Genomic DNA, 21,588 nt, shown 5'->3' on the forward strand with positions numbered 1-21,588 from the left:
GTGTCCAACCCTCCAGCGTCCGGCGCTCATCGTCCGTCAACTCGATTGCAGTGGCTCCCATGGTGATGCCTCCAATTGGAGTCTCCAACCCATGGACGACAATGTACAACCTATCGCTTATTTATGGAAGTAGGTACTAGACCCAGGTTAGCGGACGATCCGTCGGCTGCGTTTCCCGTCGTCTCCTGGCGTTTCATCGGGTTAAAGATCCCATTCAGCTGGTCTGTGGGAATAACAGGGCCGCGGTTGTGTATCGCGATCGTGATTTGCTTGTCATCCCCTTGGACGTCGACCGTGACGATTGTCTGATCGGAGCCATGCTCCAGCGCATTGCCGATCAGATTGGTCAAAACCTGGCTTATTCGCGCGCCATCCCATTCGCCCTGCAAGGCACCGCGCGCGTCGATTTTGATCGTTCGATCCGGATGCGCCGCGGCGATCTCGTCGACGACATCGTGCACTGCCTTACCCATGTTCATGTCGGCACGAACGATCGGGATGCCTCCCCCGAGACGGCTCCGGGTGAAGTCCAGCAGAGCGCCGACCATCTGGTTCATGCGGGCGGAACTGCTGGCGATTTGCGACGTGAGCGTTAAGTGGGGCTCTTTCAGCTCTTTCGTCTCGAGCATGAACTCCGCCGACATCATGACCGCCCCGAGGGGCGTCCGAAGATCATGACTCAGGATGGCGAGGAACATTTCCTTCGATTGATCCAAGCCCTGCGTGTACCGGGAAATTGATTCGGCTAGGGATTGGTCGATGGCTTCGTTGAATCGCGTCAGATCGTCGAGGTCGGTGGGTGTGATCTCTCCTTGCGCTTTCGTCCAGAGTCGGATCACACTCGCACGCAGGGCGCGGTATTCGGAAACCATCTGATCGGTGGAAAAACCCCTTTCAGCCCGTTCTGCCCCGTGTTTTTCGGCCGCCGTCTTCTCATTGCTATCGACGGCCGGTGCATTCCCCTTCGATTTTTCAGACTGCTGATGGCTGTCCTGCGGGGTTTTGAGATCCGCGGCGATCACCGTGAGCATCTCATTGGCATGATTGCGCAGTGCCACCATGTCCATCGAGCCGCTGGCTGGCGCGCATGTCCGCGCGAATGCTTCCCACTCTGCCAGGATTAGCTCGCGGTTCGCCACGATGAAATCTGATAGTCGCATCACCCTCCGGCTCCACGCCACAATGTCTTCTGTGATTCTCCCGGCATCGCGCGAAAGCCGAGTTGGGTCGAGAGATACAGTGCCGTGAAGTTTGGGCGCGACTGACGGCCCAGGTTTCAGAGTAATGTCGGGACCAGTATTCGGCCGTGAAAGAGGTCTATGGTCACGCGTGTCCGATAACGGCTACTTCTTGTTTGAATATCATAGTAGTCGATTGGATGCGGGCTCCTTGGGGATACGTGTCCCACGCCTGCCTATCCCGGCCGAACGAATCGGGAAATTCACATAGCGGCATTGAAGGCCGTCCTCCTGCTTCTTGTTTGCATCGCGGCGGGATCGGTCCCTGTTCCCTACTGTGTCGAAGAAAACCACGGATACCGGATTTCTCTACGAGATGATCGAAGAGAATCGCGCCCAGACGCGTCTCTGTCCTGCGCGAAATCAGTGCTTCCTGAAGTTGCGGTTCAGCTCTCTCAAGTCCGCAATCGCCATACCGTTTGTGTCCTGCCTCGTCCGAGCCTCCCGGAATCGTTACAGTTGACATATACACAAAGTAGCCGAGCGATCCAAAACGCCAGCTGCCCGCGTAGTCCTTCGCCGAACGATTCATCGAAGCCTGTCTCAAAAGAGCTTGCGTCAGGATGGCTTCGCCGCGCTAAGGACAACGCGTTGGCCACTCTGCCGAGCGCCAACAGCAAGTGGAATCGTGGGTTGTTCTGCGCGGCTGGGAAGGCGGACGGCGGCAAAACACGGACTCCGCGGCAGGCTAATCGACACGGCGATTTAGATGACGAAAGCACAATCGCGACCCGACTGCAGTCTGACAGTAGTGCTTGTCCACCTAACGGGACTGGCGATCAGCCGCGCCGAGGCATGCGCCTTCTGCGAGCCGAGGGAACGCTGGAGGGACGCGTAGCGGACCGAAGCGCGGCGGCGGCATCGGCGTGTTGGGCCGAAGCGCCTAGCCCATCGTGGCTATCGCGCATTCGCGTACTCCACTTCCCGATCTCTCCGCCTCCTGAGCTCACTCGCGTACCGCTTGCCGAGTCCCTCGGCTTGCTCGCGCGCCCAAACTGAGAGCTTGACTCGCCCGACCGGGGGCGATTCGGTCGCTAGAAGACCTTGCATCAGACCCTCGATCTCGTCCCAGGTGATTACGACATCACCCAGAGCCTTACCAAGAAGCCAAGCCGTGAGATATCCGATGCGGGGAGCCACAGATATGATGGGACGTCGGACTCCGATTGCGTGAGCGATTTCCTGCACGAGTTCGCGGTAGGTGAAGGTCTCAGGGCCAATCGCGTCGATGATTTGGGTTGCGCGCTTGGCTCCCTGAGCAACTGCGAGTTCGGCAAAGTCGGTCACGTGGATCGGTTGCAGGCGATATGCGCCATTACCGAACACCCCGAATACGGGGAGGTGGCGTAGAGCCCAGGCGATGTTGTTGATCAGGATATCCTCACCTCCAAACAGCACCGCGGGTCTGAGGATCGCGCACGAGAGTCCCGACTCTCGAAGTTCCCGTTCGAGCACGGCCTTTCCCCGGAAGTATTCGAAGGGCGAGTTCTCGGAAGGATTCGTGATGCTGACATGCACGACTCGTGGGACCGCCGCGGCACGAGCCGCGGTGAACAAAATGCGGGTATTCTCGACCGCCTGCGAATAGCGGAAGTCCGCATAGTTGAAGCGTACCCAGTAGGTGTTGTAGAGGACTGAAGCGCCTTCGAGCAAGCGCGTGAGGCGTTCAGGGTGATCGAAGTGGAAAGGGTGGGCTTCAACTCGACCTCCAAAGGGATTGCGGCGGCTCGGAGAATTCGTGAGCGTGCGAACGCGGTGGCCGGCATCAAGCAATCGCGCAGCAATGTAGCGCCCGGAATAGCCGAAGGCGCCCGTTACCACGTGCAATTCATTCGAGGCCAAACGATCTCCTCCGCTGTGCCTATATTGCGGCCCAACGGTCGTGTTCAGTTGCGCACGGAGCGCGTCAACTGCAACGCGGTGTTGGGCGGCCTGTGTTGTGTGATAGCGCGTTCCACCAGTCGGGCAACTTACTTTTTTGCGAAGATGGCCCAGCCGAGTAGAATGCCGATGCCGAGGGCTGTTTTGTTTGTTGCGTTCATGAGATTAATCTCCTCAGCCATCTCTGCCTCCTGTATGCGCAGGCGCCACGTAGAGCGCGCTTGCGCGTTTGCCCGCGCCGCTCAATTCTCCGTGCTGTTCTCTCCGGCCTGTTCGCGTCTCCGGCGGAGATCCTCGAGAGCGGGATTCCCGTGCGTCTTCGGGATCAACGAATCCTTGTCGTCCATTTCGGTCTGGGCCACGCGAGTCTTGTCCTCCGCGTACACCCGTTCGTCGGCTGGACTGCTCTTCTGGTCGGTGACCGACGATCCGCGCGGACTGTGTCCGCGGCCGGTCGGGTCGAATTTTCCGGGGCCGTGTGCGCCTTTGCGTCCTGGCATCTTGCCTCCTGTGCGTGTAGTCGATCGGATGCATAAGAGTCACGAACTGTGCCATATTCCTTCATGATCCTGATACCGGTCTACGGACACTCGACGGTCCGGAAACGGCTGGCGCGGAGCGCCGCTGCCGGGCATCTGCCGTCGAGCCTGCTGCTCCACGGACCTGCGGCGTCGGAAAGCAACGGCTCGCTTTATGGCTGGCGCAACTACTCCTGTGCTCCGGCGAAGAGCGTCCTTGCGGGACGCCTCAGGCCCGACGCTTGCGTTGATAGATCGAGTAAACACCGCTTATTTTGGGCGGCCAACCTCAGTCGGGGGATATATGACGGACATCAACAAGCGCGGTCTCGAGAACGAGACGAAGGGCAAGATTAAGGAGACCGAGGGCAAGTTTCGCGGAGATGTCGGTAAGGCGACCGGCGACACTAGCGAACATCTGAAAGGTCGGGCCGAGGAAGCCAAGGGCAAGATCCAGAAGGATTTCGGAAAGACTGAGCGTAAGGTGTAAGGCACGCGGAGCCACGAACAGCCTGTTCTACGCAGGATTGCAAGCCCAACCTTTACGGAGTAGCCATGTTTCTCACTATAGCGCTGGTGCTAATCGTTCTCTGGGCATTGGGGTTCTTTGTCTTCCCGGTGGCCGGTGGACTAGTTCACATCCTACTCCTCATTGCCATCGTAGCAATCATCTGGCATTTCCTTAAAGGTCGGAACACTACCACGCGAGTTTGACACGGCACGACTGGTTCTGATTCAGGAATTGCCGGGAGTTTTTTGGGCCGCAAATGAAAGAGTCCGGCAACCAGGAGTTGCCGGACTCTTTCTAATGCCACGGCGCTCTTGAGAGCGCATCAGGACTGTCGGGCTACTACGCGCGGCCAACAATTTCAGGTACTGGACGATATCCCGTCGCCGTGCCGCGGAGAACTCTGCGTTTCGGTAAAGCGATCGAGGCCGCCTCCCCGGCGCGTCGGCTCGGAGATCTGCTCGACCACCAAGGCTATCTCCCGCTCCGTGACCTCGTTATCCCGCCCGGCCGCCAGCGCGATGTCTGCCTGCGACACGATGCCGACGCTGCGCCCGAGCGCATCTACGATCGGGATGCGGCGAACCTGCGCGTCGGCCATCGTCCGCTCGACGTCCTTGAGGTCGTCGTCTGGACCGCAGCACTTCGCCACTCGCGTCATCAGATCGCGCAGCTTCGTATCGGAATCCTTCTCCTCGGCGATTGCCCGCACAGCGAGGTCCCGGTCAGTCACGATGCCGATGACCCTCATGGACTCCTCATCCACGATCGGCACGGAGCCGCAGTCGCGGTCGCGCATGAGCCGGGCGGCGTCCCGCGCCGAATCGTCGGGACTGCAACAGGCGGGGTCTCTGGTCATTATGTCTTTTGCTTTCACTGCTGGCTCCTTTTTTGTGGACGGTTTGGTTATTGCTTCGGTGTAGGTGAATCCGGCGGCGGTCCGCCGGGTCCGCCTGGCCCTCCAGGTCCTCCACCGGGCGGCCCCATCGGTTGTGCGGTTTGCGCGACGACCTGCTGCAGGCTCGTGAGACTCGTCACTCGCCCTTTCTTCCCAGCAGCGATGTATCGTAGTGGCTCAGCAGGTCCTCTGGTCCGTCGTAGATCTCCGCAGCGCCTTTGAGACTATCATCGTCCCAGCTGCCTGAGCGGAAAGCGATGATTCGCACTCCTGCCCAGGTCGCTGCTTCGATGTCGTACGGCGTGTCGCCGATCATGACAAGATTCCTGGGGGAGACGTCACTCTTCTCGATCGCGGCGTCTACGATGTCCGGGTCGGGTTTGGATCTCTTGGCGTCGCTTGCTGTCGCCTTCTCCTCCATGAGGTCCTCGACCTCCGCCGCCTTGAGCAAACCTTTCAGCTGCTCGTCCTTGGCCGACGTGGCCACGATCGCCTTGAGACCATCCTCGCGAACACGGAGAACGAGCGCCCGCGAGCCCCGGAGCGGTCGGAGATGCGGAAGGTAGCTCTTCCGAAAAATCTCTGACAGCCGCTCGGTCAGCTTCTTACCCTCTTCGCTGTCGTGCCTGATCCCGATGGTTTTCGGAAGAAGCTTGTCTGCACCCATTCCGATCAGCGGTCTTACAACTTCGAACGGCACGCTGTAGCCAGCTTCCGCGAATGTGTCCACCCAGGACTGTGCGTGCGCGTCGTTGCTGTCTAGGAGCGTGCCGTCGATGTCGAAGATTACGCCTTCGAGCAATGTCTTACTTTTTCTTCTGAATCGATTCGGCCAGGTCCAGATGCGCCTTAATTGCCGGGGCCGCCTTCTGGATCAGATTTTTGAGCTCCGTGTTTTGTGCCTGGCTCATCGCTTTTGTCGCCACGTCGAGGACTGCCTTATGGTAGTCAACCTCGTGATCGATATAGGCCTTGTCGAAGTCCTTGCCCTTCGCAGTTGAGTTCGGGTTGTCTAGGTTCTTCTGCGAATCGGAGACGGAATTGTCATCCGCCGGCGCTTGCGGGGTGACTTTGAGCTTCTTGGCCAGCGCTTGGCCCTGCGCGCGCAGGTTGTGATGGTCCCGCATCATGCGCTTGCCAAAGTCCCGGACCGCCGCGCTGGTGCCTTTAGTGGCTGCAATAGCGCCGGCGGTGCTGTCCGCCATATTGGCTTCATCGAGAAGGGCAACGATATTCGCGTCGCTCCAGTTGCCCGAAGTGTTGGCGGAGCTGGCCGCCATCGCCGAGGTGTCCCGCGCCATTGTGCTCGATGCCGCTGTTGTATCCGCTGCGCTGTTATCCTTTTTGCCGCACGCGACGACAGCGAAAGCCGCCACAGCCCAGCATTGCCACTCTGCATCTTATACCACCATTGTCCCGCCCCCTTCCAAGAGCCCAGAAAAAACCGCTCCGGTCATCGAGGCGGCATCGGTCGTATTGTCTGGAATCAGGGCAAGAAGCGTACACACTGCCTTCTTTCCCCTATTGCGCGAACCTCCAACTGCCGACGGACGCATCTGATTGAATCGGGACGGCGAAGATCTGGCGGAAGATGCGATTACCGATTCCGTGGGGAGGCTACTGGGCGCGCAAAGACGCAGAGGAGAGAGCAACAGCGGCTATACGAGTCAAACTTCGGCCGGTCCCTGGGTTGGAGACACGAACCGCTCTATTTCTGACCTCGCGATTGTGTACTTCTCGCCCGATGAGCGTGAGGCGTACGTAAGTGACGCAGTTGGTTCTGCCGCCAAAGCCTCCTGCTCCAGTAGCAGGAGGGCTAAACGCCGCTCGAGCCCGCCTCATGCCCATCGGGCGTGAGGTCTACGGCGCGATGACAATCTGACGTTCCGCTCCTGCTCCTGTCCACGGAACCCGGCGCAGCTCACCCACCTCATTCGCGCGTTGCCGTTCAGAAGGAGAATGAAAAGGGCTCAGTGAGCTGACGCCGAGCGAATGAACCAAGCACTTGAACGACGGACACAACGAACGGCCGGGGGTGTGAACGGACACCTACAACGGACACCTAGAAGGACAGCGCTCAGACAGAAGAATCCCGTCGAGCTCGTAAGAACCGACGGGATAAGCACTTGAAGGGGTTGTAACTGATGGGCCATCGAGGAGTTGAACCTCGGACCTCACGCTTATCAGGCGTGCGCTCTAACCACCTGAGCTAATGGCCCTTTTCGCGGAGGAAAAATGATTCGCGAAGAGTCTCTAAACGTATCCGGCGCAGAGAGTTGAGTCAATCGGCCCAGACACGCGTAACACCCCGCGAATCACTCAGAACATCAAGCCGAACGAGATCGGGAAAAGCCGTGCCGACTTCTTTCCCTTCAACCCTGTCACTGGATCAGGCAGCGCACGATAGAAATTGTACCACCGCGCCTCGACGAAGCCGTTCACGCGCGGAATCCAGATCCCGAGACCAGCGTTCACTCCGAAATCGTTCACGGCGGTGGTACCCGGGCCATCAGGATTGTACCCGAATCCGCCGACACCGGCGATTCCATACAGCCGAGCATCGCTTCCCCACACGTTGAAGATCACGTTGCCGGTAAGCGAGAACACGCGCGCCGCGCCCTGATCCTTTGCGGTAGTCGTGTTCTTCCGGTCGCCGAGGGTCGAGTACATGCCGTCGAACCGCACCCCGAACGGCGACTCCACCCCGCCGATGCCGACCATGATCGTCCCATGGGCGCCATTGGTGTGGTTGTCCCGCGCCTCGACGGAAACGAGCGTCGCGCCGGCGGCGATACCCCACGCATACTGATCCTGTCCCTGCGCCGCGAGCCGCGAGGCGGGAAACGAAACGGCCACGAGAAGGGCCGCCACAATTGAGAATTTCATAGGGGTCAATCTAAAGAAAAGGCCGCCGGCGGTAACTCCGGCGGCGTTTTCGCGTCCATTCGACCGCTGTGGTCAGTCCTCGAACTTCGTATGACCCGGACCCTTGTGCTTCTCGTCCACATCCGTGTCGAACTCGTCGTCCAGGTCAATCAGGTCGTCGTCCAGATCGTCGTCGAGGTCATCATCGTCTTCATCGTCATCATCATCGTCGATGTCGTCCTCGTCGTCATCATCATCATCATCGTCGTCGAGTCCCAGCTCGTCGAGGTCGTCATCGTCTTCGTCATCGAGACCCCCGTCGTCTATGATCTCGTCTTCCGGATCGTCACTGTCCGTCGGACCAGCCGCTGCGTAGCCACCGCCTACCGCGTACCATATCCTCGCGTCGCCTGCTTCCGCGAATTCCCCAGCCGGCGACTCGAACGTGTCCAACATACAATCACTTTCCTCCGGGTTAGAGAAGCGCCCGCTCGCGTTTCGCTTCGCGCGACAGCTTCTTTCGGTCGTTCGCGGCGAGGAAGCGCTTCCGCAGACGGATGGCCTGCGGAGTCACTTCGATCAGCTCGTCCTCCTCGATATACTCCAATGCGCCTTCCAACGTCAATTCCCTGGGCGGCTCGAGCTGAATGTTCTCGTCGCTCGACTTGCTGCGCATGTTGGTCAGCTTCTTCTCCCTGGTCGGATTCACGTCCATGTCGCCCGGACGCGAATTCTCGCCGACCAGCATTCCCTCGTACACCCTGTCTCCCGGAGTGACGAACAGCGTCGCCCGCTCGGCCAGGTTCGCGAGAGCAAACGCAACAATCACACCCGGCTCCATGGACACGAGCGTTCCGCGAGTCCGTCCCGCCAGCGGCCCAGCCCAGCCCCCGTAGTCCAGAAAGCGGTGGTGCATGATTCCCGTGCCGCGCGTATCCGTCATGAACTCTGACCGATAACCGAACAATCCGCGAGCGGGAATCCTGTAAAGAAGACGTACCATCCCCTGCCCGGGATTCTTCATCTCGATCATTTCCGCGCGGCGGGGGCCGAGCTTCTCGATCACCGCGCCGAGGAATTCCTCGGGCACATCTATCGCCAGCTCCTCGTACGGCTCGAGCCGCTCGCCGTGCGGCCCTTCCCTCGTAATGACGCGCGGGCGCGAAACCTGAAACTCGTAACCTTCGCGCCGCATCGTCTCCATAAGAATCGTGAGGTGCAGCTCGCCCCGGCCCGACACCGTCCACGTGTCCGTGGAATCAGTATCCTCCACTCTCAGCGCAACGTTCCGCTCGAGCTCCCTGAAAAGGCGCTCACGAAGCTGCCGCGACGTCACGAACTTCCCTGCCCTGCCGGCGAAGGGAGAGTTGTTGACGAGGAAGTCGACGGATATCGTCGGCTCCTCGACGGAGATACCCTCGAGGCGCTCGGGATTCTCGATGTCGGCGACGGTGAGGCCGATCTCGACGCCCTCGAGGCCCGCCAGAGCGACTATCTCGCCCGCTGTCGCCTCGTCGAGCTCGACGCGCTCGAGACCTTCGTAGCCAAACAACTTCGTGACCTTGGCCTGCTCCACTTTCATTCCGGTGTCGAGCGGAAGGAGCGCCACGGACTGTCCAAGTTTCACGCGACCGCGCTCGATCCGGCCGATCCCGAGCCGTCCGAGGTACGGTGAATGATCAATTGTGGAGATGAGCATCTGGAACGGGCCAGCCGAATCGGTCGGCGGCGGCGGAACGTGATCCACGATCGCCTGGAACAGCGGAGTCAGATCTTTGGGCGGCTGATCGAGATCCATCGTCGCCACGCCTTCACGCGCTGACGCGTAGACCACGGGCGCGTCGAGCTGCGCCTCGTCGGCCTCGAGCTCAATGAAGAGATCGAGCACCTCGTCGTGCACACGCATCGGATCGGCGCCGGGACGATCTATCTTGTTGATCACCACGATGGGCGTGCGCCCCAGCGCGAGCGCCTTACGAAGCACGAATCGCGTCTGCGGCATCGGACCGTCGAACGCGTCCACGACGAGCAGCACGCCGTTGACCATTCGCAGCGTTCGCTCCACTTCACCGCCGAAATCCGAGTGACCCGGCGTGTCAATGATGTTGATCTTCGTGCCGTGCCAGCGGATGGATGTGTTCTTGGCCAGAATAGTGATGCCGCGCTCACGCTCGAGAGGATTCGAGTCCATGACGCGGTCGATCACGATCTGATTGTCGCGAAAAGCTCCGGCCTGCCGGAGCATCTTGTCTACGAGGGTCGTCTTGCCATGATCAACGTGCGCGATGATGGCGATATTCCGTATGTCCTGCGGTTTTTGCATAGCATTCAAAGCTACCCGGTTCCGGGGGGCAAATGCAGTCCGGTAAATGCAGTCCGGAGACGGGGAAGAGCTATGCCGAGACGAAGGTGGTCTCGTGGCCTCGATTCTTGAGCATCGCCATGAAGCTCGCCTTGTCGGTGGACTTCATGTACGCCTCCTGCGGCGCCACGAGGCCCTGGTCCACCAGATCAATCAGCACGTCGCCGAGCTGGATCATGCCGAGCCTGCGCGACGTTTGCATCACCGACGGAATCTGGAACGCCTTCCCTTCGCGGATGAGGTTCGCCACCGCTGGCACCGACAGCAGGATCTCGCGCGCCGCAATGCGGCCTCCGCCGGCGCCATCTCGCGCAGCAGAAGAAGAAGCTGCCCGTCGCCAAGCGGCTGCCTCGTGAGAGGATGCTACGCGCCACCCTTGATGATGTGCGCGATGTCCCCGTCGCTCAGACGCACAGCGTCCGCGTGATTGGCGACCATTGCTGTGAGGAGCGGGTCTATTCTTGGCATATCCTCCTATAGACGAGCGAGACGCCAGGAAATCACGCGTGGAGGTGGGCTTCCCTCTCGGCCATTTCGCTCCGCTCGAGCTGGACGGTCACATGACTGATTCCGAAAAGTCCCATCGCATCGTGGACGTGCTCGAGAACGTGCTGCTGGGCGGTCGGATCACGCACGATCGCATGAGCGCTCATTGCCACCATTCTTGGCGTCACCGACCAGACGTGGAGGTCGTGCACCGACTCGATCCCCGGAATGGCCTCCAGTTGGGTCCGCACCGCAACGAGATCAATGTGCGCCGGCGCCCCTTCGAGCAGGATATCCACCGATTCCCTGACCAGCCCCCACGCACCGCGGATGATCAGCGCGGTGGTCAGAATCGAGGCGATCGGGTCGGCCTGGAGCCATCCGGTATAGTGGACGAGAATTGCCGCCATCACGGTCCCCACCGACGCGAGGAGATCGCCGAGGACGTGGAGATAGGCCCCGCGAACGTTCATGCTCGACTGCGAGGCGGGGTGCAGCACCACTGCGGAGATCACGTTCACGAGGAGGCCGGCGGCGGCAACGACGAGCATCAACCCTCCGGCGATCGGCTCGGGGTCGCGAAACCGCACCACCGACTCGATCACGATCGCCGCCGATATGAGGAGCAGAGCTGCGCCGTTCAGAAAAGCGGCCAGAATCTCCCATCGCAGGTATCCGTAGCTCTTCTGCGCCGTACCGGGTTGCCGGCTGAACCAGGCCACGAACAGCGACAGCGCCAGCGCGGCGACGTCGGTAAGCATGTGCCCGGCGTCGGCGAGCAGGGCGATGGAGTTCGACAGGATCCCGCCGGCCACCTCGACCACGAGGAGCACCGCGGTGAGCCCCAGCGCCAGCCGAAGGCTCCGGACCGACGCGTGCGCCGCGCGGCTGTGGGGCCCGCCGCCGTGGGCGTGGCCGGGAGCTTGGTCGTGGGCATGGCCGTGCGAATGGCCGCCCGCGCTGGAGTGGTTATTCACCAGGCGTTTCTACCCCGGATCCGGCCACGGGATGGCCTGATTGTGATATTTTCCAACGGTGACAATGCGATTGCTGGCCATATTTGCGCTCGTCCTGCTGAACGGGTTTTTCGTCGCGGCCGAGTTCTCCCTGGTGAGGTCGAGGCGCACCCGCCTGGAAGCGATGGTTCGCAGTGGCGACAAGCTCGCGCGGATCGCTCTCCGGGCAAGCTCAAATATCTCCCTGGTTCTCTCCGCCAGCCAGCTTGGAGTCACGCTGGCAAGCCTCGGGCTGGGCTGGATCGCCGAAGCGACGCTTGCCCACATCTTCGAATCGCTGTTCGCCAGTCTGCCGGTGGCGGTGGACCTGTCCCTGCGGATCACTCTCGCGGCAATCATAGCGTACACGGTTCTAACGTACCTGCACGTCGTTCTGGGTGAGCTCACCCCCAAGGCGGCCGCGCTCAACTCGCCCGAGCGGATCGCCAAGTATCTCGCTCCGCCGCTGCTTGCTTTCGCGTGGATCATGAGCCCCTTCATCTGGGTTCTCCACCGGTCCGCCAACGGCCTGCTTCGAATACTCGGGCAGCCGAGCGCCGGATCGAATGAGACAGTGCACTCGCCCGAGGAGCTGCGGCTTCTGGTGGAGCAGTCCCAGGAAGGGGGTGCCCTGCTGGCGGCGGACGCAGACATGATAGATGCGGTCTTCGAGTTCTCCGAGAAGAACGCGCGCGCGGTGATGACGCCGCGCACCGAGATCATCGCGTTCGACGTGGACGCGACGCTCTCCGACGTACTGAAGATCGTCGAGGACAGCGGGTTCTCGCGTTATCCGGTGTACGAGGAATCGATTGACGACATCATCGGGCTGGTGTTGTCGAAGGACCTGCTGAGGGTGCTCATTCCGGGTGAGGGCGCGCCGGGCAGCGCGGCGGTCGAGCAGTTCAGCGTCCGCAAGCTGCTCCGTCCGGTCCATGTGATTCCGGGATCGCGCGAGGTGGAAGACGTGCTCGCCGATTTCAAGCGCCTGAAGGAGCACATGGCCATCGTCCTCGATGAATACGGAGGCACCGCGGGCCTCATCACGATGGAGGATCTGCTGGAGGAGATCGTGGGCGAGATTCTCGACGAGTACGATACGCCCGAGGATCAGGACGAGCCGGTGCTCACCCGTTCCGGCGAGACCGTCGTGGCGGGCAGCACGAATATCGGCGAGCTGAACGACCACTTCGGACTCGATGTGCCCGACGAGGATGCGACGACTATCGGCGGGTTCGTGTTCGGGATTCTTGGCCGTGTTCCGCAGCCGGGCGACAGGGTGATCGCCGGCGGCGCGATCTTTACGGTGAAGGCGATGGAGGGCCGGAAGATTGATACTCTGGCGGTGGACCTTCATTCGGCCGGCGACCGTCGCGCGGCAGAGCGAGAGCCGCAAGCCGCCGGCATAGAAGCAGCGCCTCAATAAAACTCGACGGGTCGGCGAGGTTGCGGCCGGCAATGTCCGCCGCCGTACCATGATCGGGTGAGGTGCGCGGAAAGGGCAGCCCAAGCGTGATGTTCACCGCCTCTCCGAACGACGCGACCTTTATCGCCGTCATTCCGACGTCGTGATACGGAGCGATGACGGCGTCGAATGCGCCTCGCATTGCCCGCACGAATACGGTATCCGCGGGAAATGGACCTTCGATTCCCGCGCGGCGGGCCGCAGGAGCGAGAATCTCATCGTCTTCCCTGCCGAACCGTCCTCCGTCGCCGGCGTGCGGATTCACCGCACACAGCGCGATTCGCGGCTCGGCGATACCGAACCAGGCGCGCAACGACGACCGCGTGATGTCCGCAATCCCGGCAATGAGGTCTTCGCTCAACGCGGGAACGACGTCCCTGAGCGGCAGATGCGTCGTCGCGAGCACGACACGAAGCGGGTTCGATCCTTCGCCTCGCGTGCCGCGCACCGAGGCAAGCATCATCGCCACACGCGACCCCGTAAGCTCGGCGAGCATCTCAGTATGACCGGGATAATCGAATCCACCCGCGAGCAGGGCAGATTTGTCGATCGGCGCGGTGACGATGCCCTGCACTTTCCCGCTCATCGCGAGCTCGACCGCTCTTTCGATTGCGAGGCCGCTCAAGCGGCCAGCGAGCGCGGCGTCTCCGGAGCCAGGCCATTCGCCAATGCTTTCGTCCACGTCCACGCCGATTCCGGTTGGACCGACGAGCACCAAGTCAGAGCGCCCGCCAACCCTTGAGTCTGCGAGCGCCTTGACGATAATCTCCGGCCCGATTCCGCGGGGGTCGCCGGTGGTTACGGCGATGCGTGGATTCACCGCTACAATCGAAGCGCGACGTAGGTCTGCCGGCGAAGCTGGTCGAGCAGCGTCCGTGTCGCGCGCTCGGCGACGAGTTGCGAACGGATGCGCTCCTTCACCTCGGCCTCGTCGTACTCCCCCGCTTCGTTCACCGTGACGAGCTGAACGACGGCCCACTTCGAGCCACCGCGCGGACTGGCGAGCTCGAACGGTCCGGCGACGTCGCCCGCCTTTTTCCCCGCGATGGCTGCGGAATACGAAACTGGCAGCGAGTCACGGACGAAGGGCTGGAGAATTCCTTTTTCTTCCGCCGGATCGTGGTGCTTCGCGATGATCGAATCGAATGCCGCGCCGGCGCGAAGCTGCGCGGCAACGGTCTCCGCTTCACTGCGCGCGGCGGCGATGTCGGCGGAATCGATCACCGGACTGATGAGGATGTGACGTGCCTTCACCTCGGCGGCCTGCACGCGGTCCACGCGGATGATGTGGTATCCGAACACCGTCTCGACGACCGGACTGATCTGCCCCGGGCTCAGCGAGAACATCACGCGCTCGAACTGCGGCACCATCGCCCCGCGCCTGTTCCAGCCGAGATCGCCGCCCTGAGGCTTCGACGCCGGATCCATTGACTCACGCTTGGCGATCTGCTCGAAGTCACCGCCCTTCCTTATCTCGACGAGCAGCGAATCGGCTTTCGCCTTCGCTTGGTTCTTCGCTTCTGCCGACGGCTTCGGAGCGACGACGACCTGACGGAAGGTCACCGTCGCGGGCGCCGCCTGGAGACTCGCCTTGTTCTTCTCGAACGCCTCCTGGATCTCGGCGTCGCTCACGTTGCGAGCCACCGCGGTCTTGCGCAGCTCCTCGAAAGCGCGCTGCTGCAGCGCACGGCGATAGAACTGCTCGTACAGTGTACGGCGGTACTCTTCAGGAGTGCCGAACCCGGCGCTCTTCAGCTCCGCCTTATACTCGTCCTCGGTCTGGAACTGGCCGCGAACGCGCTTGGCCTGATCGTCCACGCTCCGGTTTACCTCGTCCGGTGTGACGTCAATCTTGAGCAGGTGCGCCTTCTGGACGAGGATCTCTTCATCCACCAGCGCGTTGAGCGCCTCTCTGGCGAGCGCGGCCTGTCCCGCCGAATCGGGCGGCAGCTGAAGCCCGGACGCGCGCTGCTGGTTGATGGAGTTCATCACGTCGCTCCACAGAATCACCTGATTGCCGACTACGGCGACCACGCGGTCCACCGGAATGGAAGCGGGCAGCGGAGCGGACGCGCCACGGCCGGGCGATGGCGCCTGCGCCGCCAGTGCAACGGGCAGAGCCGCAACGATCGAAAGCAGTAATCCTTTACGCATTCTTTCTGATACCCCTCAGCCGCGGCCGTGGTTCGTCACTTTTTCTTCGCTGTGTCCTTGTTCGGCACCGGAACCACCGAGGCCGGTTGCCCTGTCCTTGCGGTCGAATCGGTCGCCAGCCGGACCTTCGCGGCCTCGAGCAGGACCTGATCAATTGTCCCGGAATTGATGGTGTAGTCGTACTTGTCGCGAAGGACGTTCTGCACGGGCTGCGTAACGTCCACGTACTGCGCCTGCTGAGCGAGCAGCTTGTTGATGTACTCCTCGACGCGCTGCGCGGCGAGCCTGGCACGGTCGCCGGTGGACTTCGCCGCGGTGGCGAGCTTGACCGGATCGAGATCGAGCGCGGTCCATGCATTGGTGACCGACGTCGTGAAGAGCTTCCTGACTTCGGCGAGCTGCGCCGCATCCGGTCCGAGCTTGGCGCTGTCGGCGGCGTGCAGCACGAGCTCATTGCGCACGAAGTTCTTGACGAACACGGGCAGCATCGAGTCGGGCGCCGACTTCACGCGCTCGGCGACCCCGGCCTGCGGGGGGAAGGTCTCCATCCAGCGGGAGAGATCGGCGGCGGTGAACTTGCCGATGGTGGAAGTCGCGAGGACAGTGTTGTCGCTGCGATGTCCGTTCGGATTCTCCACGACTGCGCGGACCGTCGCGGCGGTTCCGGGTTTCGCTTCCAGCCTGGACGACGTCTCGAGGCCGGCGAGATACGTGCTCTCGGCTGCCTGCATGCCACCCTGCTGCATGGTTTGGAGGAAGCGGTCCTTGATCTCGGCGAACGTCGGGCGGCGGATGATGTGATAGCCGTACTGCGTCTGGATGACGGGCGAGATCTCGCCGGGCTTGAGTGCCGCTGCCGCTTCGTCGAACTCCTTCACCATCGCGCCACGCGGGAAGACGCCGAGCGATCCGCCCTGAACGGCAGACTGCGGGTCCTGGCTGTTCTTGCGAGCCATATCGGCGAAGTTCGCCGACGTCACCTGAGCGCGGATGGCGTCAATCTTCTTCTTGACCGCGGCCTTTGCGGCTGGCGTGGTGTCCTGCGTCAGCAGCAGGATGTGGCTCGCGGCAAGCATGCTGTTGCTGTTGTAGCTCGCCTCGGCGGACGCGCTGTCGGGCGCCTTCCACGTCTTCGACACGAGGTCGTACCACTTCTTCGCCTTCACGTTGGCGATGATGGCCCACATCGCCTCGTCGATCTTCTTGTTGTCCTTGAGCGAATCGTTGTTGACCGCTGCCTCGCCCACGAGCTGATAGTTGACCCACGCATCGGTGATCGCGGTGGCGACATCCTTCCGCAGGGGCGCCTTCGATTTGCCCATGAGGTTGGCGAGCCGGTTGATCGTGAGCTCCTGATCGGCGGCCTTGGCGACGACGTCTACATGAGCGGACATCGCATCGCGAAGCGAATCACAGCCAGTGAACACGAGAGCCGCGCCAACGGCTGCAATGACGATTTTTTTCATGTTTGAGTGAGTCAGTGTAAACCCGAGCGAGAGCTCAGGTACGCAGCGTCGCGAGAGCGCGGACAAGGCCGCCGAGCAGCTCCGCTCCGCCGAGCCGGGTCAATTTCAGAGACAGCGGATGTGTGCGCCGCACTTCCGCCTGGAACTGTACATCGTGAAAAGCCGCCGAGATCCCCTTCATCCGGGGCACGGCGTGCTCCCGAAAAGTAATACGTGCCTCGTTGCCACGCAGCAGCATTGACTCGATCTGAGCGGCGCCGCCGAGCACTCTGAGCATCGCCACCGCGAAAAAGGTTTCCGCCGGCGCCGGGAGCCGCCCGAACCGGTCGCGAACCTCGGCTCTCAGTGCCTCTATCTCGGGCGTCTCCACCATGTGCGTCAGCCGGCGATAGATGTCGAGCTTGGCGTCCTGGCTGATGACGTAGTCGTCGGGGAGATAGGACGGCAGATCCACCGTCACGTTGGCGGGCTGGAGCCGCGGCGCGGTGTCGCCGCGCATCACGCGCTTCACCGTCTCGTCGAGCATGCGGAGGTACATGTCGAACCCCACCGCCGTGACGAATCCGGACTGCTCGGGGCCGAGGAGGTTGCCGGCGCCGCGAAGCTCCAGATCCTTGAGCGCGATGCGATAGCCCGCGCCCAGCTCGGTGTGGTGCTCAAGAATCTTGAGCCGCCGGTTGGCATCCTCATCTATGTCGCCGTCGCTCACGAGGAGGTAGCAGTTGGCGCGCCGGTGCGACCGGCCGACGCGTCCCCGCAGCTGGTAGAGCTGGGCGAGGCCGAAGTGGTCGGCCCGGTCAACGAACATCGTATTGGCGTTGGGAACGTCGAGTCCTGATTCGACGATCATGGTGGAGACGAGGACGTCGACCTCGCCATTCACGAACCGGCGCATCACTTCCTCGAGGTCGCGCTCGCGCATCTGGCCGTGTCCGACGCCGATGCGCGCGCGCGGCACCAGGCGCTGGACGCGAGCAGCGATCGAATCGATGGTCTCGACGCGATTGTGGACGAAGAACACCTGCCCGCCCCGGTCAAGCTCGCGCGAGATTCCCTCCTCGATGAGGCCGTCGTCCCACGGCTCGACGAACGTCAGCACAGGCGAGCGATCACGCGGCGGCGTCTGCATCAGCGTCATGTCGCGAAGCCCGGCCAGCGACAGATGCAGCGTGCGGGGGATCGGCGTGGCGGTGAGCGTGAGCACGTCGGTGTCCATCTTGAGATGCTTCAGCCGCTCCTTGTGCTTCACGCCAAAGCGATGCTCCTCGTCAACGACGATGACCCCGAGGTTGCGGAACTTCACGTCGCGGCTGAGCAGCCGATGCGTGCCGATGACGATGTCTATCTTGCCGCTCGCGAGATCGGCGATCGTTTTGGACTGTTGTTTCGGCGTCGCGAAGCGGCTGAGCGTCCGGATTTCGACCGGGAAATCGGCGAGGCGATCGCCGAACGTGCGCGCGTGCTGCTCGGCGAGAATCGTCGTTGGGACGAGCACGGCTACCTGACGGCCCGACTGCACCGCCTTGAACGCGGCGCGCACGGCGATCTCTGTCTTGCCATACCCGACGTCGCCGACGAGGAGCCGATCCATCGGTCTCGCCTTCTCCATGTCACCCTTCACATCGGCGGTGGCGGTGCGCTGATCCGGCGTGTCCTCGAAGAGAAACGACGACTCGAGCTGCATCTGCCACGGCGTATCGGGAACGTGCGGCGGACGCGTCGCCACCCGTCGTCGCGCGTAGAGATCGAGAAGCTCGACCGTCATCTCCTGGATGGCGGCGCGGGTGCGGTCGCGTTGCTGTCCCCAACGCTTTCCGCCGAGCGTGTGGAGGCGGGGCGGAGGGTTGTCGGCGGAGATGTCGGAGGCGGAGCGAAACCGCTCGACCTGATCAATGCGATAGAGCGGAACGTTGAGGCGCGACCCGCCCTCGTACTCGATGACCGCCACTTCTACCGTGCTCTCGCGGACGAAGACCTTCTCGATGCCGCGATAGATCCCCACTCCGTGCTCGAGATGCGCAACGTAATCGCCGGGAGTGAGCGCGGTGAGCGATTCGATGGAAGTCCCCGTCGTGTAGCGACGTGGGCGACGGATGCGGCGCTCGCGCCGGAAGATCTCGTGATCGGTGAGGACGCGAAGGCCCTCCGTCGAGAGCCCCCACGGCGGAATGATGAAACCGCCGTGCAGCACGCCGATCGCCAGCGCGGCGCGCGCCGGGCCACCCTCCCCGAGCAGCTCTTCGAGGCGCTCGGCCTGGCCGGAGTTATCACAGAGGATGACCGTCGGCACTCCATCGGACACGACCTCGCGGAGCCGCTTCATGTCGCGGTGAATCGGCTCGGGCTCGACGAGCGGGAAGTCGAACGTCATCGCCGGCATCTCGGGCGAGGCGAATTCGGTATGCGAATCCACCGCCGGGCCGGCGAATACCTCGATGATGCCGAGCGCGGAGAGCGCCGCCAGCGCAGCCTCCGGCGTCTCGTACAGCTCGGCGCGCCCTGGCGTGTCTTCTCCCCGGCGCCGCGCCAGATCAATGTGGTGCTGCGCTTCGTCCCACGTGCGGCGCAGCTCGGGACCGACGCGGCTGTCGCCCGGAATGACGACGATGGTGTCGCGCGCGAACAGTGTGGTGATGGAAACCCGCTCCGTCCCCTCGACGGCGCCGCCGAGCTGGCCGTCAACAGGCAGAATGAGAGCGAGCTCCGCGTCGCGCGTGGAGCGCTGGCTGATGAGGTCGAAGTGGCGAAGCTCCGCGATCTCGTCGCCCCAGAATTCCAGGCGGACCGGCTCAGCCATGCCGAAGCTGTAGATGTCGAAGATGCCGCCGCGCGCGCTGAACTGCGCGACGTCGTCCACCATCGGCACTCGCTCGAACCCGATGGACTCGAGGTGGAACGCGAGCTCTTCGGGACGGCGAGTGTCGCCCTTTCGCAGCTCGACACGCGTGCTGGCGAGAGCGCGCGGGAGCTGCGTCTTCTCGAGAAGCGCGCGCGCGGTGGTAAGCAGCACGCGCACGTCGCCGCGCCCGATCCGCTCGAGCGTCTCGACGCGCTCGCCGGCCACTTCGGCGTGAGGCTCGGCTTCGCCGAATCCTTCGCGTGGCGGATAGAACGCGACGAAGCCTGCATCTCCGAGCGACTCAAGATCGGCGAGCCATCGCTCGGCGCCGCTGACGCTATCGGCGATCACGACGAAAAATCTGCCGGGACTGGCGTGCGCGAGCGCCGCGACAGCGACGGCGTCGCTGGAACCCGGGAGGCCGGTCGCGTGTATCCGGTAATTTGCGGGAGGAAGTGCCAAGGCAAGTCGCCCGAACTCGGGTACCGCCTGGATTGCTTCGAGAAGTGCTGGCAGTGACACTGCGCGCAAGTTATCCTACTTGTAAGCCCCATGGTAGCGTACTCCGGGCGAGGCCACGGGAGGCCATGATGAAATCGGTCAAGATCATCGCATCGGTCGTACTGCTGGCGGGCGGAAGCGTCGTGTCGTCAGGGCAGACGGTCTCTCCCAGGGTCTTCTCGCCCGGTGAAGAGTCCGCGTGGGCCCCGCCGGTGGACGTCTGGCTCGACCAGGCGTCGTATGACTACGGGGCGCGCATCCGCCCGTATTTCTCGACCGAGCCTGGTGCGTACGTCACCATCGTCCGCGTGACCAGCGACGGCGAGCTGCGCGTCCTCTATCCGCGGCGGCCGTCCAGCCAGCGACCGTATGTCATCGGCCAGATGGTCAACAACCGCGTCCCCTACAGCGGCGATCCGACGTTCAATCTGTATGAGTCCACAGGGATCGGGTTCGTCTTCGCCCTCGCCTCGTACGACAGGTTCGACTACAGCTACTTCACGAGCGGCGGAGAATGGAGCATCGCGCGTCTGGCGAGCAGCGGACGCTACGGCGACCCATTCGAGATCATCCGCCGGTTCGTGGACCGCACGCTCAGCGACAGGTCGGAGCACTCAGTCGACTACGCGTCCTATGAGGTCCAGGCGCGGGGCATTCGAAGCCGTTACGCGACCCGGTACGGATGGTCCACGTACAACGACTATTATGATGCGTGCGTGACCGCTTTCGGCTTGCGCTACACGTCTTACTGCCAGGGCTACAACTTCGGGTACTACGGCCAGGTGATCTACGTCCCGCCGCGCACGCCTTCGCCGAGCACGCCGAGCGCGCCGAGGGCGCCGAGGGAGCCGCGCGTCAAGCCGCTGGTTCCCGATCCGATGGTGCCGTACGTCCCGCTCGAGAAGCAGCCGGTCGAAGGACGGTTCCTCGCGAACGACCGGCGCGAGGCCGCGGCCGCGGATCGCAGGGAGCGGATGGTGCGCGACGCTTCGCCGCGCGTGGAGATGCGCGCCCGATCGTCGGAGCCGCGCAACGAGGCGCCTCGCGCAGAGCCGCAGCGTGCAGAGCCGCGGCCAGAGCCGCCCCGCGCACAACCGCAGACGCCGGCGAGAGTCGAGGTCCGTAACGAGCCCCCTCCGCAGCCGGTACAGCGCGCCGAGCCCGTCCGGATCGAGCAGCGGCCCGTCAAGAAGGATTCTGACCAGGCACCCTCGAAGCAGTAGGCGGGCAGGCTTTCCCCGACGCGCGCACGGGGCGCGGCGTCGGGGGCGAGTGTTGAACCAAAGAGATAATGTCCCCTTGATGCCAAGATAGAAATGTCCCCTATCGGCTTGATCCTTTGTGAGGGTTGAGCCGGTGGAGCGGACGAGAATGTCGGCAATTGAGCTGATGCGCGCGGAGGTGTGCGTGCG

17 protein-coding genes, 1 tRNA gene and 1 pseudogene are annotated in these 21,588 nt (G+C 62.7%); 3 read left to right on the forward strand and 16 right to left on the reverse strand.

The genetic code is table 11. The features are described 5' to 3' along the window. Positions 1-110: 110 nt before the first annotated feature. From Q7S20_04435 to Q7S20_04445, 3 genes are all read right to left on the reverse strand, one after another. The gene (locus tag Q7S20_04435) at positions 111-1,160 is read right to left on the reverse strand and encodes a sensor histidine kinase (protein ID MDO8501073.1); all 1,050 of its coding nucleotides are present in this window, start codon (positions 1,158-1,160) and stop codon (positions 111-113) included. A 975-nt stretch (positions 1,161-2,135) separates the two neighbouring features. Continuing rightward, a complete protein-coding gene (locus tag Q7S20_04440) occupies positions 2,136-3,080 on the reverse strand; it encodes an NAD(P)H-binding protein (GenBank protein MDO8501074.1) in 945 nt (314 codons plus the stop codon). A gap of 281 nt (positions 3,081-3,361) precedes the next feature. Continuing rightward, positions 3,362-3,619 carry a hypothetical protein gene (locus Q7S20_04445; protein ID MDO8501075.1) on the reverse strand — a complete coding sequence of 86 codons (258 nt, stop codon included), beginning with the start codon at positions 3,617-3,619 and terminating at the stop codon, positions 3,362-3,364. 322 nt (positions 3,620-3,941) lie between these two features. Between Q7S20_04445 and Q7S20_04450 the strand changes: the two genes are divergently transcribed. After that, complete coding sequence (locus tag Q7S20_04450) at positions 3,942-4,127, forward strand: CsbD family protein (protein MDO8501076.1); 186 nt, start codon at positions 3,942-3,944, stop codon at positions 4,125-4,127. Positions 4,128-4,506: 379 nt separating this feature from the next. On the opposite strand, the gene Q7S20_04455 is transcribed toward Q7S20_04450, so the two are convergent. The 9 genes from Q7S20_04455 to Q7S20_04495 all read right to left on the reverse strand — a co-directional run bounded on the left by Q7S20_04455 (position 4,507) and on the right by Q7S20_04495 (position 11,733). Further along, positions 4,507-5,004 (reverse strand): CBS domain-containing protein, encoded by a 498-nt coding sequence (locus Q7S20_04455; GenBank protein ID MDO8501077.1) that lies wholly within the window; start codon positions 5,002-5,004, stop codon positions 4,507-4,509. Positions 5,005-5,179: 175 nt separating this feature from the next. After that, positions 5,180-5,845: an HAD family hydrolase gene (locus Q7S20_04460; protein ID MDO8501078.1), complete on the reverse strand. Its 666-nt coding sequence runs from the start codon at positions 5,843-5,845 to the stop codon at positions 5,180-5,182. Positions 5,846-5,849: 4 nt separating this feature from the next. Next, a complete protein-coding gene (locus tag Q7S20_04465) occupies positions 5,850-6,344 on the reverse strand; it encodes a DUF4142 domain-containing protein (protein MDO8501079.1) in 495 nt (164 codons plus the stop codon). An 844-nt stretch (positions 6,345-7,188) separates the two neighbouring features. Beyond that, positions 7,189-7,262, reverse strand: a tRNA-Ile gene (locus Q7S20_04470). A 100-nt stretch (positions 7,263-7,362) separates the two neighbouring features. Continuing rightward, on the reverse strand, positions 7,363-7,929 hold the full coding sequence (locus Q7S20_04475) for a hypothetical protein (GenBank protein MDO8501080.1): 567 nt from the start codon (positions 7,927-7,929) through the stop codon (positions 7,363-7,365). A 72-nt stretch (positions 7,930-8,001) separates the two neighbouring features. Continuing rightward, the gene (locus tag Q7S20_04480; protein MDO8501081.1) at positions 8,002-8,364 is read right to left on the reverse strand and encodes a hypothetical protein; all 363 of its coding nucleotides are present in this window, start codon (positions 8,362-8,364) and stop codon (positions 8,002-8,004) included. 19 nt (positions 8,365-8,383) lie between these two features. Continuing rightward, on the reverse strand, positions 8,384-10,231 hold the full coding sequence (gene typA / locus Q7S20_04485; protein MDO8501082.1) for a translational GTPase TypA: 1,848 nt from the start codon (positions 10,229-10,231) through the stop codon (positions 8,384-8,386). Positions 10,232-10,301: 70 nt separating this feature from the next. After that, positions 10,302-10,520 carry a hypothetical protein gene (locus tag Q7S20_04490; protein MDO8501083.1) on the reverse strand — a complete coding sequence of 73 codons (219 nt, stop codon included), beginning with the start codon at positions 10,518-10,520 and terminating at the stop codon, positions 10,302-10,304. 250 nt (positions 10,521-10,770) lie between these two features. Then, positions 10,771-11,733: a cation diffusion facilitator family transporter gene (locus Q7S20_04495; protein ID MDO8501084.1), complete on the reverse strand. Its 963-nt coding sequence runs from the start codon at positions 11,731-11,733 to the stop codon at positions 10,771-10,773. Positions 11,734-11,797: 64 nt separating this feature from the next. On the opposite strand from Q7S20_04495, the pseudogene Q7S20_04500 reads away from it, so the two are divergent. After that, positions 11,798-13,045: pseudogene (locus Q7S20_04500) on the forward strand (hemolysin family protein). Between the two features lie 7 nt (positions 13,046-13,052). On the opposite strand, the gene Q7S20_04505 reads toward Q7S20_04500, so the two are convergent. Genes Q7S20_04505 through mfd form a run of 4 tightly spaced genes read right to left on the reverse strand, consistent with a single transcriptional unit; the run spans position 13,053 to position 20,197 of the window. Beyond that, positions 13,053-14,036, reverse strand: coding sequence for a 4-hydroxythreonine-4-phosphate dehydrogenase PdxA (locus Q7S20_04505; protein ID MDO8501085.1), 984 nt, complete (start codon positions 14,034-14,036; stop codon positions 13,053-13,055). 2 nt (positions 14,037-14,038) lie between these two features. Next, complete coding sequence (locus tag Q7S20_04510; protein MDO8501086.1) at positions 14,039-15,370, reverse strand: peptidylprolyl isomerase; 1,332 nt, start codon at positions 15,368-15,370, stop codon at positions 14,039-14,041. Positions 15,371-15,405: 35 nt separating this feature from the next. Next, positions 15,406-16,836, reverse strand: coding sequence for a peptidylprolyl isomerase (locus Q7S20_04515; GenBank protein MDO8501087.1), 1,431 nt, complete (start codon positions 16,834-16,836; stop codon positions 15,406-15,408). A gap of 34 nt (positions 16,837-16,870) precedes the next feature. Continuing rightward, positions 16,871-20,197, reverse strand: coding sequence for a transcription-repair coupling factor (mfd, locus tag Q7S20_04520; GenBank protein MDO8501088.1), 3,327 nt, complete (start codon positions 20,195-20,197; stop codon positions 16,871-16,873). A 65-nt stretch (positions 20,198-20,262) separates the two neighbouring features. Here mfd and Q7S20_04525 point away from each other — a divergent pair, with 65 nt between their 5' ends. Further along, entirely contained in the window at positions 20,263-21,399 is a 1,137-nt protein-coding gene (locus tag Q7S20_04525) for a hypothetical protein (protein ID MDO8501089.1), read from the forward strand. Positions 21,400-21,588: the final 189 nt, after the last annotated feature.

This window comes from Gemmatimonadaceae bacterium (genome assembly GCA_030647905.1).
GTDB lineage: Bacteria > Gemmatimonadota > Gemmatimonadetes > Gemmatimonadales > Gemmatimonadaceae > UBA4720.